The following is a 14387-nucleotide window of genomic DNA, read 5'->3' as shown; positions in this document are numbered from 1 at the left end:
CGGCGTGGGCGACATCGTCGTCAGCGGTCAGCTCCTGCTGGCCGTGCCGATCGCGCTCCTGGCCGGGCTCGTGTCCTTCGCGTCGCCCTGCGTGCTCCCGCTGGTGCCCGGCTACCTCGCCTACGTCGGCGGATTCACCGACGCCGACGAGCGCGCGGCCCGCGGACGCCGCCGGGTCGTGCTGGGGGTGCTCCTCTTCGTGCTCGGATTCTCGCTGGTGTTCGTCCTCTACGGGGCGGCGGCGGGCACGGTCGGCTTCTGGCTGCGCCAGTACACCGACCTGATCACCCGCGTCCTCGGGCTCGTCGTGATCGCGATGGGGCTCGTCTTCATCGGGCAGTTCTCGTTCCTCCAGCGCACGCTCCGACCCGGGATCCGTCCCGCCACCGGGCTGATCGGAGCGCCGCTGCTCGGCATCGTCTTCGGCGTCGGCTGGACGCCCTGCCTCGGCCCGACGCTGAGCTCGATCCTCGCCCTCAGCTACGGCGTGGGCTCGCCCTGGCGCGGCGCCCTCCTCGCCCTGGTCTACTGCCTCGGACTCGGCATCCCCTTCCTCCTCGTCGCCTTCGGCTTCAGCTGGGTGACCAGCACGCTCGCCTTCGTGAAGCGCCACATCCGCGTGGTCAACATCCTCGGCGGCGCCGCCCTCGTCCTGATCGGAGTCCTGATGGTCACGGGCATCTGGAACACCCTCGTCTACGGATCCCTCTCGGCGGTGATCGATGGCTTCCAGCCGGCGATCTGAGCCCGAGGAGAGCACGCGCCGCCCCGACGAGGCCGCGCAGCGGAGGACGGACGCCTCCTTCCGCCCCGCCGACCACTACGACTCCGACGGCACCGTCACGCAGCCGGCGCTCGGGTTCACCGGCTGGCTCCGCTGGATGTGGCGCCAGCTCACCAGCATGCGCACGGCGCTGTTCCTGCTGCTGCTGCTGGCGATCGCGGCGGTCCCCGGATCGCTCGTGCCGCAGCGCTCCTCCGACCCCAACGGCGTGACCCAGTACTTCGTCGACAACCCCGACCTCGCGCCCCTGCTCGACAAGGTGCAGGCGTTCGACACCTACACCTCCGCCTGGTTCTCGAGCATCTACCTGCTGCTGTTCATCTCCCTGATCGGCTGCATCGTCCCGCGCACGCGCCACCACTTCCAGGCGATGCGGTCGCGGCCGCCGCGCACCCCCGCGCGCCTGCAGCGCCTCGCCGGCTACACCGTCCGCGAGGTCGAGGGCGCGACGGAGGAGGAGGCCGTCGCCTCCGCCCACTCCGTCCTGCGCCGGGCGGGCTACCGTGTCGAGCGCTACGACGACCCGCGCGGCCGCTGGTCGAGCGTCTCGGCCGAGCGCGGCTACCTCCGCGAGACCGGCAACCTGGTCTTCCACTCCGCCCTGGTCGGCATCCTCGTCGCCGTCGGAGTGGGCGGCGGGTTCGGCTACAGCGGGCAGCGCGTGCTGGTCGAGGGCTCCCAGGGGTTCGCGAACAACCTCGCGGCCTACGACTCCTTCAACCCCGGCCGCTTCTTCGACAGCAGCCAGCTCGACCCGTACCAGCTGACCCTCGACAGCCTCGACGTGAAGTACGAGGAGCAGAACCAGTCGGCGCTCGGCCAGCCCGTCGACTTCACCGCGAACGTCACGACCTCCGAGCGCGGCGGGGGCACCGAGGACCGCACGATCAAGGTCAACGACCCGCTGGCGATCGGCGGCACGAACGTCTACCTCCTCGGCAACGGCTACGCGCCGACGATCACGGTCCGGGATCCCTCCGGCCGGGCGATCTTCACCGACTCGGTGCCGTTCCTCCCGCAGGACGCGAACCTGACCTCCGTCGGCGTCGTCAAGGTGCCGGACGGGCTCTCGGAGCAGCTGGGCCTCACCGGCTTCTTCTACCCGACGCAGGACACGCTGGCCTCCGGGGCGTCGACCTCGATCTTCCCCGACCTGCAGTACCCCGTGCTCTCGCTGAACGTCTTCGCGGGCGACCTCGGCCTCGACGGGGGAGTGCCCACGTCCGTCTACGTGCTCAACACCGACTCGCTGACCCGGCTCACCGGCGGCACCACCGGCGTCGCGCCGATCACCCTCAAGCCCGGCGACACGGCCGAGCTCCCGAACGGGCTCGGCAGCGTGACCTTCGACAACACGGGCGCCGACCCGACGCGGATCGGCACCGACAGCGTCAAGCGCTTCGCCTCGTTCGACATCCACCACGACGCGACCCAGGGCTGGGTGCTGCTCTTCGCGATCCTCGTGCTCGCCGGACTCCTCACCTCGCTGTTCGTCCCGCGGCGCCGCGTGTGGGTGAAGGCGACCGCCCAGGACGACGGCGGCCTCCTCCTCGAGTACGCGGGACTCGCCCGCGGCGAGGACCCCCAGCTGGTGCGCGCCGTGCGGACGATCGCCGACCGGCACGCCCCGCTCGACTGACCCGCCTCCCGGACGCCCCGGAGGCCCCTCCACAGGCGCCGCCCGGCTGGGCAGGGGCCGAGTCTGTGCAAGCGCGAAGGGGCGGGCGGGGCGGCGAGCGATTACCCTGAGGAGGTGATCGCGACCCTCTCGCAGTACTCGGTGCTGTGCCTCTCCTCCGCCATGGGCATCTACGCCATGGCGTTCGTCTTCTTCGCGATCGACCTCGCCCGCCGCGCCTCCCTGGCCGACGGCGAGTCGATCGAGGTCGTGCAGGAGGCGGAGCGCGTCGCCTCCGCGGCCGCCGCCGACCGCGCGGCCAGCGGCAAGGCCACCGTCGCGGCCGCAGGCTCCGGACGCACCGCGACTCTCTCCCGCATCGGCAGCCGCGTCGAGGACGAGGTCTACCGCGCCCCCGCCCGCTCGAAGACCATGCGCATCGGGTTCTCGCTCACGCTCCTCGGCTTCGTGCTCCACCTCGGCGCGACCGTCCTCCGCGGCGTCGCCGCCGGCCGCGTTCCCTGGGCGAACATGTACGAGTTCTCGATGACCGGGACGCTCATCATCATCGGCGTCTTCCTCGCCGTCCAGCTGCGCTGGGACCTCCGCTTCCTCGGAGCGTTCATCACCGGCCTCGTCCTGGTGCTCCTCGGCATCGCGACCGTCAACTACTACGTCGCCGTCGTCCCGCTCCCGCCGGCACTCCAGTCCTACTGGCTGGTCATCCACGTGCTCGTCGCGATCCTCGGCACCGCGTTCTTCGCCCTCGGCTTCGCGCTCTCGGTCACCCAGCTCCTCCAGGCCCGCCGCGAATCCTCCGGCGACAGCCCCCGCTCGGTCCTCCGCTTCCTGCGCACCCTGCCCAGCTCCCTCACCCTCGAGAACCTCGCCTACCGCGTCACGATCCTCGGCTTCATCCTCTGGACCTTCACGCTCATCGCCGGCGCCGTCTGGGCCGAGAAGGCCTGGGGCCGCTACTGGGGCTGGGACACCAAGGAGGTCTGGACCTTCATCATCTGGACCATCTACGCCGGCTACATCCACGCCCGCGCCACCCGCGGCTGGCGCGGCACCCCCTCCGCCTGGCTCGCCATCGTCGGCTTCGCAGCCGTCATGTTCAACTTCGGCGTCGTCAACGTGTTCTTCAAGGGACTCCACGCCTACTCCGGCCTCGACACCGGCATGTGATCGGCGGGGCCTGGCGGGGCCGCTCGCGGCATTGTCGGCGACGAACGTAGCTCCGCTACGCCCGACCCCTCCGCCTTGCGATCGGGTCGGCGGGGCCTGGCGGGGCCGCTCGCGGCGTTGTCGGCGACGAACGTAGCTCCGGCTACGCCCGACGCCTCCGCCTTGCGATCGACCCCACCAGGCCCCGCCGACCGCTTACCAGGACACGAACGAGGACGGCTCCGCTTCGCGGTCGCCGCGGGAGGCCTCCGCTTCGCGGTCGGGTCTGGCCGGGCTCCGCTATGCGGTCGGGTTCGTTGGGCTCCGCTACGCGGTCGAGTTCGTTGGGCTCCGCTTCGCGGTCGGGTCCGGGTGGGCTCCGCTTCGCGGTCGGGTCTGATGAGCTGGGCTTCGCGGGAGGGCCGGGGTAGACGGCGGTCGACGGAACATGCTGATCGGGTAGCGCGCGCGGCGCGCGTATCGAGATCCCATGGCGCGAACGCGGGGAGCGGGCCGATCGAGTTCCCGCAGATGGACGCGCAGGGGGCGGTGCCTGCTGATCGAGTAGTGCGCGGAGCGGGCGTGTCGCGCACAGGGGGCACGGGCGGGCTGCGGGCGGATCCGTGCCTGTCGGGTGGCGGTGGTGGACGCCGGGGGCGACGGCGGACGGGTCAGACGGCGGTGACGACGTCGATGAGGTGGGGGGCGAAAGGAGCGTCGAGGGCGAGGACGACGCGGGTGCGGGCGTCGGAGGGATGGACGCCGCGGTAGATGCCGCGGAGGTCGGCGACGGTCTGGCCGCGGCCGGGGCCGTGGGTGGCGTCGACAGTGACGTGGACGCGCGGGGCGGAGGTGAGGGCGACGGCGTCGACGGCGATCGCGGCGGCCATCGGGTCGTGCATGGCAGCGGTGCGCTCGCCGAAGTGGCCGACATAGAAGTCGAAGTAGAAGTCGAGCGCCTGCCCGATGGCCTGCGCGAGGGGATCGGGCGACGCGAGCAGGACCGCGCGGTCCTCCTCCGTCAGCAGGTGCCGCATGGTCACGTCCAGGGGCACGAGCGTGAGATCCCAGTCGGCCGCGACGACCTCGGCGGCGGCCGCAGGGTCGTGCCAGATGTTGGCCTCCGCCACGGCGGTCACGTTGCCGGGGACCAGCGCGGCTCCGCCCATCACGGTCACCGAGTGGACGAGGGACGCGATCTCCGGGTGCGCACGGAGGGCGAGCGCGAGATTCGTCAGCGGGCCGATCGCGACCAGCCGCAGCTCGCCCTCGTGCTCACGAGCGAGACGGAGGAGGAGGTCGGCCGGATCCTCGTCGACCGGCTCGCCGCCCTCGGGCAGCGCGACCCCGCCGATGCCGTCGTCGCCGTGCACGTGCGGAGATCCGCCGGCGTAGTCCTCCTCGAGGAAGTGGTGCGCCCCCACGGCGACCGGCACGTCGTCGCGGCCTGCCAGCGCGAGCAGGCCGAGGCTGTTGACGGCGGCCCGGCGGGCGTCGGTGTTGCCGCTGACCGTGCTGATCCCGACGAGGCGGGCCCGGGGCGAGCGGAGGAGGTACGCCAGGGCGAGCGAGTCGTCGATGCCGGTGTCGCAGTCGAGGAAGACGGGGACGGTCGATGCGCTCACGGTGCTCCGATGCTCGAGGGTGGGGGACGCGTCGGGCACCGGCGGCCGACGCTCCCATTCTGCCGCTCCTCGGACGCGGCGCCCGCCGCCGACGATCAGAGCAGCGCGTAGGAGTCGCGGAGCCGCGCCCGCCACCAGGCGAGCCGCTCCGGCGACACGGCGTGACGGGAGAGGAGCTCCTCCGAGATCTCCACGCGGCCGACGGGGATGCTGCCGTCGACCGGCCGCAGCGGCCGCTCCGTGACGTCCGCGGCGAGGAGGGACGCGGTGCCGAGTCCGCAGTCGAAGGGCAGCTCGGGGAGCGCCGCGGCCAGGGCGGCGCCCATGGCGAGTCCGACCGAGCTGTCGATCGCGCTCGAGACCACCGCCGGCAGCCCCGCCTCGGCGACGAGCGCCAGCGCCCGGCGCGTCCCCCCGAGCGGCTGGGCCTTCAGGACCAGCAGGTCCGCGGCTCCGGCCCGGGCGACGGCGAGTGGATCGGCGGCCTTGCGGACGCTCTCGTCGGCGGCGATCGGGATGCCCATGTACTTCACCCGGTAGCGCAGCTCCGCCAGCTCGTCGACGCTCACGCACGGCTGCTCGACGTACTCGAGGTCGGACTCCGCGAGGGCGTGGACGGCGTGCTCGGCCTCGTCGAGGTTCCAGCCGCCGTTCGCGTCCACGCGGATCCGGCCCTCCGGACCGAGCAGGCGGCGGACCTCGACGACCCGGGCCACGTCGTCGGCCAGCGTCTGGCCGCGCTCGGCGACCTTCACCTTCGCCGTGCGGCAGCCGTGGTAGCTCGCGAGCACGGCGGCGACCTCGTGCGGTGCGACGGCCGGGATGGTCGCGTTCACTAGGATGCGGTCGCGCAGCGGTGCCGGCTGCTCGCTCCAGCCGTAGTCGATCGCCGCCCGGAGCCACGCCGCCGACTCCTCTGCGCCGTACTCGAGGAAGGGCGAGAACTCGGTCCAGCCCTCGGGGCCGCGCACGAGCGCGATCTCGCGGTGGTCCACACCGCGGAAGAGGGTGCGCAGCGGCAGAGCGACGACGCGGAGTCCCGCGTCGATCTCGCCGAGGGAGGGGAGCGGGGAGGCGGGCACGACGTCGTCCATCCGGCCATTGTCCACCGGCCGGGGCTACGCGGCGGCCACCCGGGCGCAGGAGGTCGGCGACGCGCGCGCAAGCCCCCGGGGTCCCTCCTCCGAGCGACCGCCGAGGTGCCAGACTGACGAGGCTGCCGTTGGAGTCCGGAGGAGTGCGATGAGCCAGATGCCGATGAGCCCGCCGCCCGCGCCCGCCCCGGGCCCGACGCAGGGCTCCGTCCCCTCCCACCGCCCGCTCGGCAGGGGCGCCTGGATCGCGCTGGGCACGAGCCTCCTCGTGGGCGTCGTCTACACCGGCGTGCTCGGCACGCTCGTCGCCGTCGGAGTGGGCGGCGCGCTCGACTCCGCCGCCGGCAGCGCGTCGACGAGCGCTCCGTCCGAGCCGTTCGGCGACCCGACGGACGACCCGTTCGGCAGCGGGGACCCGTCCGATCCGCTCTACGACTACCCCGGCTACCAGGACGGCGACGCCGCGACGATCCTCGGCCAGCCGTCCGCGGAGGACGTGCGCGCGAGTGCCGAGAAGGCCGTCGCGGCCGTCGAGGGCGCCGTCCCCGAGGAGTGGACCTCGGCCGACGACGAGTACTACGAGCAGTCGCAGAACGCCTACGGCGGGCCCTCCCTCCTCTACGACTACATCTCGGCGACCGAGTACGCCGCCGCCGACGTCTCGACCGACGCCGACAGGCAGGCGGCGGTCGACCGCTTCACCGCAGCGCTCTCGCCCCTCGGCTTCGACGACGTCGAGGTGGCCGACACCCCCGAGGAGTGGTCGGAGGCGGGCTACGAGCTCGACGGCGACCTCTCGGACGAGGAGGCCTCGGCCGCGCTCTGGATCGTCACCGCCCGCTCCTCCGCCGACCTCGTGCCCGCGATCGAGCTGGGCCTCGTCGACCTCGACGCCGATCCGACCGGCCTGGTCGCCGACATGCTGGACGGAGTCGGCCTCTCGCCGGACCCGCAGGGCGCGTTCCTCGCCGGGTACGCGAACGGGGTCCTGCAGGACGAGGACCGCGGCGAGTTCACCGACCGCCTCGAGGAGTACGGCGGAGTCGCCACGACCTGACCGGGCGCTACAAGCAAGCCCGTCCGCCCGCAAGCCCGAATCGGCGCACCGCCCGCGCCCTACGGTGAGGGGATGGCTGCACCCCGCTCGACCAGGCCCCTGCGCGACTACGCCGCGATCGGAGACGGTCGCACGGTCGCCCTGATCGCGAAGGACGGCAGCGTCGACTGGATGCCCGTCCCGGACCTCGGCTCCACCCCCGCCTTCGCCGCCCTGATCGACGCCGAGTCCGGCGGCTGCGTCGAACTCGCCCCCGAGGAGCCCGCCGAGGTCTCGCGCGCCTACATCCGCGACACGAACGTCCTCGAGACCACCTTCACCACCGAGTCGGGCACCGTCCGCGTGACGGACGCGCTCGTCACCGGGATCGCGGGCCGCCTCCCGTGGGCCGAGCTCGCGCGCCGCGTGGACGGTGTCGACGGCGAGGTGCGGATGCGGTGGGCCGTGCGTCCCGGAACGGGACTCGGCCGGTTCTCCCCGTGGATCCAGAACGCCGACGGCCGCTCGCTCATCCGCGCCGGAGACATCACCATCGGCGTCACCGGGCAGGAGCACGGGCCCGACGGCGACGACGCGCCCTCCGGCGCCGGCGACGAGCTGACGGGCTCCTTCGTCGTGACCGCGGGGAAGGACGCCGTGCGGCACGTCCTGGTCGTGTCGGCCACGCACGACGAGCCGCTGCACTTCCCGGTCGCGAAGAACGTCGACCGCGGCATCGACCGCACCATCCGCAGCTGGCAGGACTGGTCGGAGGAGTTCTCCTACGACGGCCCGTGGTCCGAGGCCGTCCAGCGCAGCGCCCTCGCGCTCAAGCTGCTGATCTACTCGCCCACAGGAGCCATCGCCGCGGCCGCGACCACGTCGCTCCCGGAGTCGCCCAACGGCGGCAAGAACTGGGACTACCGCTTCGCCTGGGTGCGCGACGCCGCGTACACGATGCACGCGCTGGTGCGCTTCGGCCTGCGCGAGGAGACGCACGCCGCGCTGTCCTGGCTCCTCCGCACGATCAAGGAGCACGGGCCGGATCTGCACATCTTCTACGGACTCGACGGCTCCATGCCGACCGTCCTGGAGGAGTTCGACGTCCCGGGCTACGCCGGCATCGGCCCGGTCGTCGCCGGCAACGCAGCGCAGAGCCAGCTGCAGCTGGGCGTCTTCGGCGACCTCTTCGACATCTGCCGCATCTACGTCGACGAGGGCAACGTCCTCGACATCCAGACCGGCCGGCTCCTCGCCCGCGTCGCCGACACCACCTGCGACCTGTGGCGGAACCGCGATGCAGGAATGTGGGAGCTGGAGGAGGAGCAGCACTACACCTCCTCGAAGATGGGCTGCTGGCAGGCGCTCGACGCGGCCGTGCACCTGGCGGAGCTCGGCCAGGTCGCGGGCAGCCCCGACCGATGGCGCTTCGAGCGCGACCGCATCCGGGAGTGGATCGAGGAGCACTGCTGGTCCGAGGAGCTCGGCTCCTACGTGATGTACCCGGGCAGCGAGGAGCTGGACGCCTCGGTGCTCCTGCACGCGCCCAGCGGCTACGAGCGCGGCGAGCGGATGATCTCCACCATCGACGCCCTGGTGAAGGAGCTCGGCCGCGGCGCGCTGCTGTTCCGCTACTCCGGCATGGAGGGCGAGGAGCACCCGTTCGTGGCCTGCTCGTTCTGGCTCGCGTCCGCCCTGGCCTGCGTCGGTCGGCACGACGAGTCGGTCGCCCTGATGGACGAGCTCGTCGCCACGGTCCCGAACGACGTCGGGATCATGTCCGAGATGATCGCGGTCGACGACCTGGCCTTCTGGGGCAACCTGCCGCAGGGGCTCAGCCACCTCGCGCTGATCAACGCGGCCATCACCATCGAGGAGCTGGCGCCGGAGAAGGTCGGCCGCGCGTAACCCCGCCGACGGCGTCCGCGCAACCCGTTGAGGGCCGGCTCCGAGGGGCGTAGACCGGTACCACCCCCTCGCACCGCACCCACAAGGAGCACCTCAGCATGGATCTCGGCATCAGCGGCCGCATCGCCCTCGTCACCGGAGGCGACTCCGGCATCGGCCTGGCCACGGCGCAGCTCCTCCTCGCCGAGGGCGCGACCGTCGTGATCACCGACAAGGACCAGGCGGAGCTCGACCGGGCGGCGGCCGGGCTCGACGCTCCGGAGGGCCGCCTGCACGCCTTCGCCGCCGACGTCACCAGCACGGAGCAGCTCGCCGAGCTGCACCGCCGCGTGGCCGGAGCGGTCGGCGCGATCGACATCCTCGTGCAGTGCGCCGGAGTCACGGGGGCGCAGGGCCTCTTCCACGAGATCGACGACGAGGGCTGGACCAGCACCCTCGAGGTCGACCTGCTCGGTCCCGTGCGGCTCGTGCGCGAGTTCCTCCCCGACCTCCGCACCGGAGGCTGGGGCCGGCTCGTGCTCACCGCCTCCGAGGACGCCGTGCAGCCCTACGACGACGAACTGCCCTACTGCGCCGCGAAGGCGGGCGTCCTCGCCTTCGCCAAGGGCCTCTCGCGCTCCTACGCGCAGGAGGGCCTGCTCGTGAACACGGTCTCGCCCGCGTTCATCCGCACTCCGATGACCGACGCGATGATGTCGAAGCGCGCCGAGCAGAGGGGCACCTCGGTCGACGAGGCGATCTCGTCCTTCCTCGACGAGGAGCGGCCGTACATGGAGCTGAAGCGCCGGGGCGAGGCCGAGGAGGTCGCAGCCGTGATCGCCTTCCTCTGCTCCGACCGCGCCTCGTTCGTGAACGGCTCGAACTACCGCGTCGACTCCGGATCCGTCGCCACGATCTGATCCCCGCAACCACGGGCCCCGCCCAGCGCGCGCACCCCGCGCGTGCGGGCGCCGTCCAGCCGAAGAAGCCAGACTCGGGGCGGGACACCGCACCCGGCACTGCAAGAGAAAGGAACGGTCCATGACCACCACCCTCGAACGCCACGTCGAAGCCCCCGCGGGCTCCGGTGCCAAGACCAGCCGCCGCCAGAACGCCGAGAAGGGCTTCAAGGCCTCCAAGGAGCTGCTCGACAGCCTCCAGATCGTCCTCGTCGACCTGATCGAGCTCCACGTCCAGGGCAAGCAGGCCCACTGGAACGTCGTCGGCAAGAACTTCCGGGACCTCCACCTGCAGCTCGACGAGATCATCGAGGCCGCGCGCGAGTTCAGCGACGACATCGCCGAGCGCATGCGCGCCCTCCACGGGATCCCGGACGGCCGCAGCGACACCGTCGCCGCGACCACCACCCTCCCCGAGTACCCGCACGGCGAGATCGACACGGCCGAGACCGTCGACCTGGTCACGATCCGCCTCGAGAACACCGCCGCCACCATGCGCGAGGTCCACGACCAGGTGGACGAGGAGGACCCGACCAGCGCGGATCTCCTCCACGCGATCATCCAGAGCCTCGAGCAGTACGCCTGGATGGTGTCGGCCGAGAACCGCACCACCTCCGCCGCCAAGTAGGGGCGAGCACCGGAAGGGGACTCCGCGTCAGCGGGGTCCCCTTCCGTCCGCCCGGGCGGTGTCGAGTCGCCGTGCAGTCCGGATCAGTAGGGTCGTGACATGAGCACGCAGGTCTCCGAACTGTTCGACGCGCACCGCTGGGCGGCCGTCGACGGCTTCGACGCACTCGAGGACATCACCTACCACCACGACCGCTCCGGCCGCATCGCGCGGGTCGCGTTCGACCGGCCCGAGGTCCGCAACGCGTTCCGGCCGCGCACGGTCGACGAGCTGTTCCGCGCCCTCGAGGACGCCCGGACGAACCCGCGCATCGGCGTCGTCATCCTCACCGGCAACGGCCCGAGCCCGCGCGACGGAGGCTGGGCGTTCTGCTCGGGGGGAGACCAGCGGATCCGCGGCCGCGACGGCTACCGGTACTCCGACGGCGAGACCGCCGAGGGCATCGACTCCGCGCGGAACGGCCGCCTGCACATCCTCGAGGTGCAGCGCCTCATCCGCTTCATGCCGAAGGTCGTCATCGCGGCCGTCCCCGGCTGGGCCGCGGGAGGCGGGCACTCGCTGCACGTGGTCTGCGACCTCACCCTCGCCTCCGCCGAGCACGGGCGCTTCAAGCAGACGGACGCCGACGTCGGCTCCTTCGACGCGGGCTACGGCTCGGCGTACTTCGCCCGCCAGATCGGGCAGAAGGCCGCGCGCGAGGTGTTCTTCCTCGCGCGGGAGTACTCCGCGCAGCGCGCCTACGAGATGGGTGCCGTGAACGCGGTCGTCCCGCACGCCGAGCTCGAGACGACCGCTGTGGAGTGGGCCGAGACGATCCTCACCAAGTCGCCCACGGCCATCCGGATGCTGAAGTACGCGTTCAACGCCGTGGACGACGGCCTCGTGGGCCAGCAGCTCTTCGCGGGCGAGACCACGCGCCTCGCCTACGGCACCGACGAGGCCGTCGAGGGACGAGACTCCTTCCTCGAGAAGCGCGAGCCCGACTGGTCGCCGTTCCCGTGGCAGTTCTGAGCCGGAGGGCACGCAGGTGACCCGCCCGCTCGCCGGTGTCGACGCGACGGTCGAGGCCGTCCTCCTCGCTCTTCGCGCGGCCCTGGACGGCAGCGGCCCGGCGATCCGCGTCTCCGCCCCCGGCGCTGCGACCGCCTCCGAGGATGCCGTCGTGCCGCAGCGCGTCGCCGTCGTCGTCGAGACCTCGGGCTCGTCGGGGCCGCCCAAGCGGGTCGCGCTCTCGACAGCGGCCCTGCTCACCAGCGCCTCCGCGACCCTCGCCGAGCTGGGCGGGCCGGGACGCTGGCTGCTCTGCCTGCCGACCCACTACGTCGCGGGACTGCAGGTGCTCGTCCGCTCGCTGACCGCGGAGGCCGACCCGGTCGTCCTCCCGGCCGGCGGCTTCGACGCGGCGGCCTTCCTCGCTCTCGCTCGGACGATGCCGGCGGGGGAGCGGCGGTACTCCTCGCTGGTCCCCGTGCAGCTCGCGCGGCTGCTGGACCTCGCCGAGCGCGATCCGGCCGCGGCCGAGGCGCTCCGCTCGTTCGACGCGCTCCTGATCGGCGGCCAGGCGACGCCGCAGCCGCTGCGGGACCGCGCCGCCGCCCTCGGCGTGCGCATCCGCCTGACCTTCGGATCGAGCGAGACGTCCGGCGGCTGCGTCTACGACGGCGTCCCGCTCCACGACGTGCGGATGCGCGTCGAGGACGGGCAGGTGCTGCTCGGCGGGCCGACCCTCGCGGAGGGCTACCTCGACGCCGACGGCGCGATCGACCACGAGCGCAGCGCCGCCGCCTTCCTCGAGATCGACGGGGAGCGCTGGTACCGCACGGGCGACGCGGGCTCGATCGTCGACGGGCGCCTCCGGGTGACCGGTCGGCTCGACCGTGTGATCGTGTCGGGCGGGGAGAAGGTCTCGCTCGACGCCGTCGAGGCCGTGCTGCGCGAGGGGACCGTCCCCGACGCGGTCGTCGTGCGGCGGGCGGACGAGCAGTGGGGCGAGGTCCCGGTCGTCGTGACGGCGGAGGAGGCTCCCGCGCTCACCGACCTGCGCGCCCTGATCGCCGACCGCCTCGGGCGCGCCGCCGCTCCCGCGGCCGTGCTGCCCGTCGGCCGCATCCCCCTCCTCGCCTCCGGGAAGCCCGACCGCCTCGCCCTCGAGGTGCTCGCCGAGCAGGCCTGACCGGCTCCGAGCGTCGACGGGCCGGTGGGTAGGATTCCCTCCGTGTCGAGTACGAGTCGCAAGAAGAAGTCCTCCAGCGGCCGCCCCGGGGGCAGCCCGCGAACGGTCGTCGTGAAGCCCGCCGGTCCCCGCGAGTGGATCGCCGGCGCCCGCCTCCGCACCCTCCCGCTGGCCGTCGCCCCCGTGCTCATCGGCACCGGAGCGACCCAGGTCGTCGACGAGGGCTGGCACTGGGTGCGCGCCCTGCTCTGCCTGGCCGTCTCGCTCGCCCTGCAGATCGCCGTCAACTACGCCAACGACTACTCCGACGGCGTGCGCGGCACCGACGCCAACCGCGTCGGACCCTCGCGGCTGACCGGCTCCGGAGCGGCGAAGCCCCGCCAGGTGCTCACCGTCGCCCTGGTCTTCTTCGGGATCGCGGCCGTCGCCGGCCTCGTGCTCACCGCCCTCTCGGGGCAGTGGTGGTTCCTGATCGTCGGCGCGGCGGCGATCGCGGCCGGCTGGTTCTACACCGGCGGACGCCGCCCCTACGGCTACCTCGGGCTCGGCGAGCTCTTCGTCTTCGTGTTCTTCGGCCTGGTCGCCACCGTCGGCACCACGTTCGTGCAGATCGGCCGCACCAACCAGGAGTCGTGGCTCGGCGCCGTGGCGGCGGGCCTGTTCGCCTGCGCCGTGCTCATGGTCAACAACATCCGCGACATCCCGACCGACCGCCTCTCGGGCAAGCGGACCCTCGCGGTCCTCGCGGGACCGGCCGTGTCCCGGGCGATCTACACGGGCTTCGTGCTGATCCCGTTCGGCATCGCGGTGATCCTCGCGCTGTTCTACCCGCTGGCATGGCTGACGCTCTTCGTGTTGCTGATGATCCTGCCGGCCATCCTGATCACCCTGACGGCGAAGACGGCGAAGGAGCTCATCCTGGCGCTGCAGCTGACCAGCCTGGGCGGGCTCGCCTACGCGGTCATCCTCGGGGCGGCGCTGGCGTTCTAGAGCGGCGGCTCGCACGAGGCGGGCTCGGGTGGGCCGGGTTCGGGTGAGACCGGCTGATGCGCGCCGGGCCTAGTGCGAGCAGGCGCGCGTCCGAGGGGAGGCCTCGCCGGCGGGAGCGCCCGGCTCAGCGGTCGTCGCGGGTCGCGTCGACCGCGGCGTCCTCGACGTCGTCGTCGGTCGGGGCGCGCGGGACGTCCTTGCGGCGCTCGTAGATCGCCTCCGCGATGCGCTCGCGGGGCTTCCTCAGCAGGATGTAGGAGAGGGACAGGCTCGCGATCGCGGCGACGAAGCCCGCGGTGACCGCTGCCGTCAGCTCCGAGTCGACGAAGGTGCGCGCCGGCAGGTACACCAGCACGAAGACGCCGGCGAACATCGCCAGGCGCAGGAGCGAGTAGACGACGACCGCGCGGCTCAGTTTCACCCGGA

The 14387-nt window shown here is 72.6% G+C and carries 13 protein-coding genes; 10 read left to right on the top strand and 3 right to left on the bottom strand.

Features of this window, described 5'->3' with window-relative positions; genetic code table 11:
• Positions 1-4 precede the first annotated feature (4 nt).
• The 3 genes from C5D50_RS00505 (at position 5) to ccsB (ending at position 3590) form a co-directional block, all read left to right on the top strand.
• Entirely contained in the window at positions 5-745 is a 741-nt protein-coding gene (locus C5D50_RS00505; RefSeq protein ID WP_244230512.1) for a cytochrome c biogenesis CcdA family protein, read from the top strand.
• Complete coding sequence (locus tag C5D50_RS00500) at positions 723-2423, top strand: cytochrome c biogenesis protein ResB (protein WP_104282433.1); 1701 nt, start codon at positions 723-725, stop codon at positions 2421-2423. Before C5D50_RS00505 ends, C5D50_RS00500 begins: the two co-directional genes overlap by 23 nt.
• 162 nt (positions 2424-2585) lie before the next feature.
• A complete protein-coding gene (gene ccsB / locus C5D50_RS00495) occupies positions 2586-3590 on the top strand; it encodes a c-type cytochrome biogenesis protein CcsB (protein WP_104224871.1) in 1005 nt (334 codons plus the stop codon).
• 650 nt (positions 3591-4240) lie between these two features.
• Here the strand turns inward: ccsB and C5D50_RS00490 are convergent.
• Both C5D50_RS00490 and C5D50_RS00485 read right to left on the bottom strand, forming a co-directional pair.
• Complete coding sequence (locus C5D50_RS00490) at positions 4241-5194, bottom strand: nucleoside hydrolase (RefSeq protein WP_104239146.1); 954 nt, start codon at positions 5192-5194, stop codon at positions 4241-4243.
• A 95-nt stretch (positions 5195-5289) separates the two neighbouring features.
• Positions 5290-6288, bottom strand: a complete 999-nt coding sequence (locus tag C5D50_RS00485; protein WP_104282432.1) for an o-succinylbenzoate synthase — start codon at positions 6286-6288, stop codon at positions 5290-5292.
• 148 nt (positions 6289-6436) lie between these two features.
• On the opposite strand from C5D50_RS00485, the gene C5D50_RS00480 reads away from it, so the two are divergent.
• The 7 genes from C5D50_RS00480 to C5D50_RS00450 all read left to right on the top strand — a co-directional run bounded on the left by C5D50_RS00480 (position 6437) and on the right by C5D50_RS00450 (position 13961).
• The gene (locus C5D50_RS00480) at positions 6437-7345 is read left to right on the top strand and encodes a hypothetical protein (RefSeq protein ID WP_104233420.1); all 909 of its coding nucleotides are present in this window, start codon (positions 6437-6439) and stop codon (positions 7343-7345) included.
• 72 nt (positions 7346-7417) lie between these two features.
• Positions 7418-9232, top strand: a complete 1815-nt coding sequence (locus C5D50_RS00475; protein WP_104247930.1) for a glycoside hydrolase family 15 protein — start codon at positions 7418-7420, stop codon at positions 9230-9232.
• A gap of 98 nt (positions 9233-9330) precedes the next feature.
• Positions 9331-10131: an SDR family NAD(P)-dependent oxidoreductase gene (locus C5D50_RS00470; protein ID WP_104225910.1), complete on the top strand. Its 801-nt coding sequence runs from the start codon at positions 9331-9333 to the stop codon at positions 10129-10131.
• A 121-nt stretch (positions 10132-10252) separates the two neighbouring features.
• Positions 10253-10798, top strand: coding sequence for a Dps family protein (locus tag C5D50_RS00465; RefSeq protein ID WP_104223596.1), 546 nt, complete (start codon positions 10253-10255; stop codon positions 10796-10798).
• A gap of 99 nt (positions 10799-10897) precedes the next feature.
• Positions 10898-11809 carry a 1,4-dihydroxy-2-naphthoyl-CoA synthase gene (locus C5D50_RS00460; RefSeq protein ID WP_068255374.1) on the top strand — a complete coding sequence of 304 codons (912 nt, stop codon included), beginning with the start codon at positions 10898-10900 and terminating at the stop codon, positions 11807-11809.
• A 16-nt stretch (positions 11810-11825) separates the two neighbouring features.
• Positions 11826-12971 carry an AMP-binding protein gene (locus tag C5D50_RS00455; protein ID WP_104282431.1) on the top strand — a complete coding sequence of 382 codons (1146 nt, stop codon included), beginning with the start codon at positions 11826-11828 and terminating at the stop codon, positions 12969-12971.
• A gap of 42 nt (positions 12972-13013) precedes the next feature.
• Positions 13014-13961 carry a 1,4-dihydroxy-2-naphthoate polyprenyltransferase gene (locus C5D50_RS00450; protein WP_374953789.1) on the top strand — a complete coding sequence of 316 codons (948 nt, stop codon included), beginning with the start codon at positions 13014-13016 and terminating at the stop codon, positions 13959-13961.
• Positions 13962-14085: 124 nt separating this feature from the next.
• On the opposite strand, the gene C5D50_RS00445 is transcribed toward C5D50_RS00450, so the two are convergent.
• Entirely contained in the window at positions 14086-14382 is a 297-nt protein-coding gene (locus C5D50_RS00445; protein WP_104239140.1) for a DUF4229 domain-containing protein, read from the bottom strand.
• Positions 14383-14387: the final 5 nt, after the last annotated feature.

This window comes from Rathayibacter sp. RFBD1, assembly GCF_002932915.1.
Lineage (GTDB): Bacteria > Actinomycetota > Actinomycetes > Actinomycetales > Microbacteriaceae > Rathayibacter.
The sequence above is the reverse complement of the archived record's forward strand: the minus strand, read 5'-3'. Positions and strand labels throughout refer to the sequence as shown.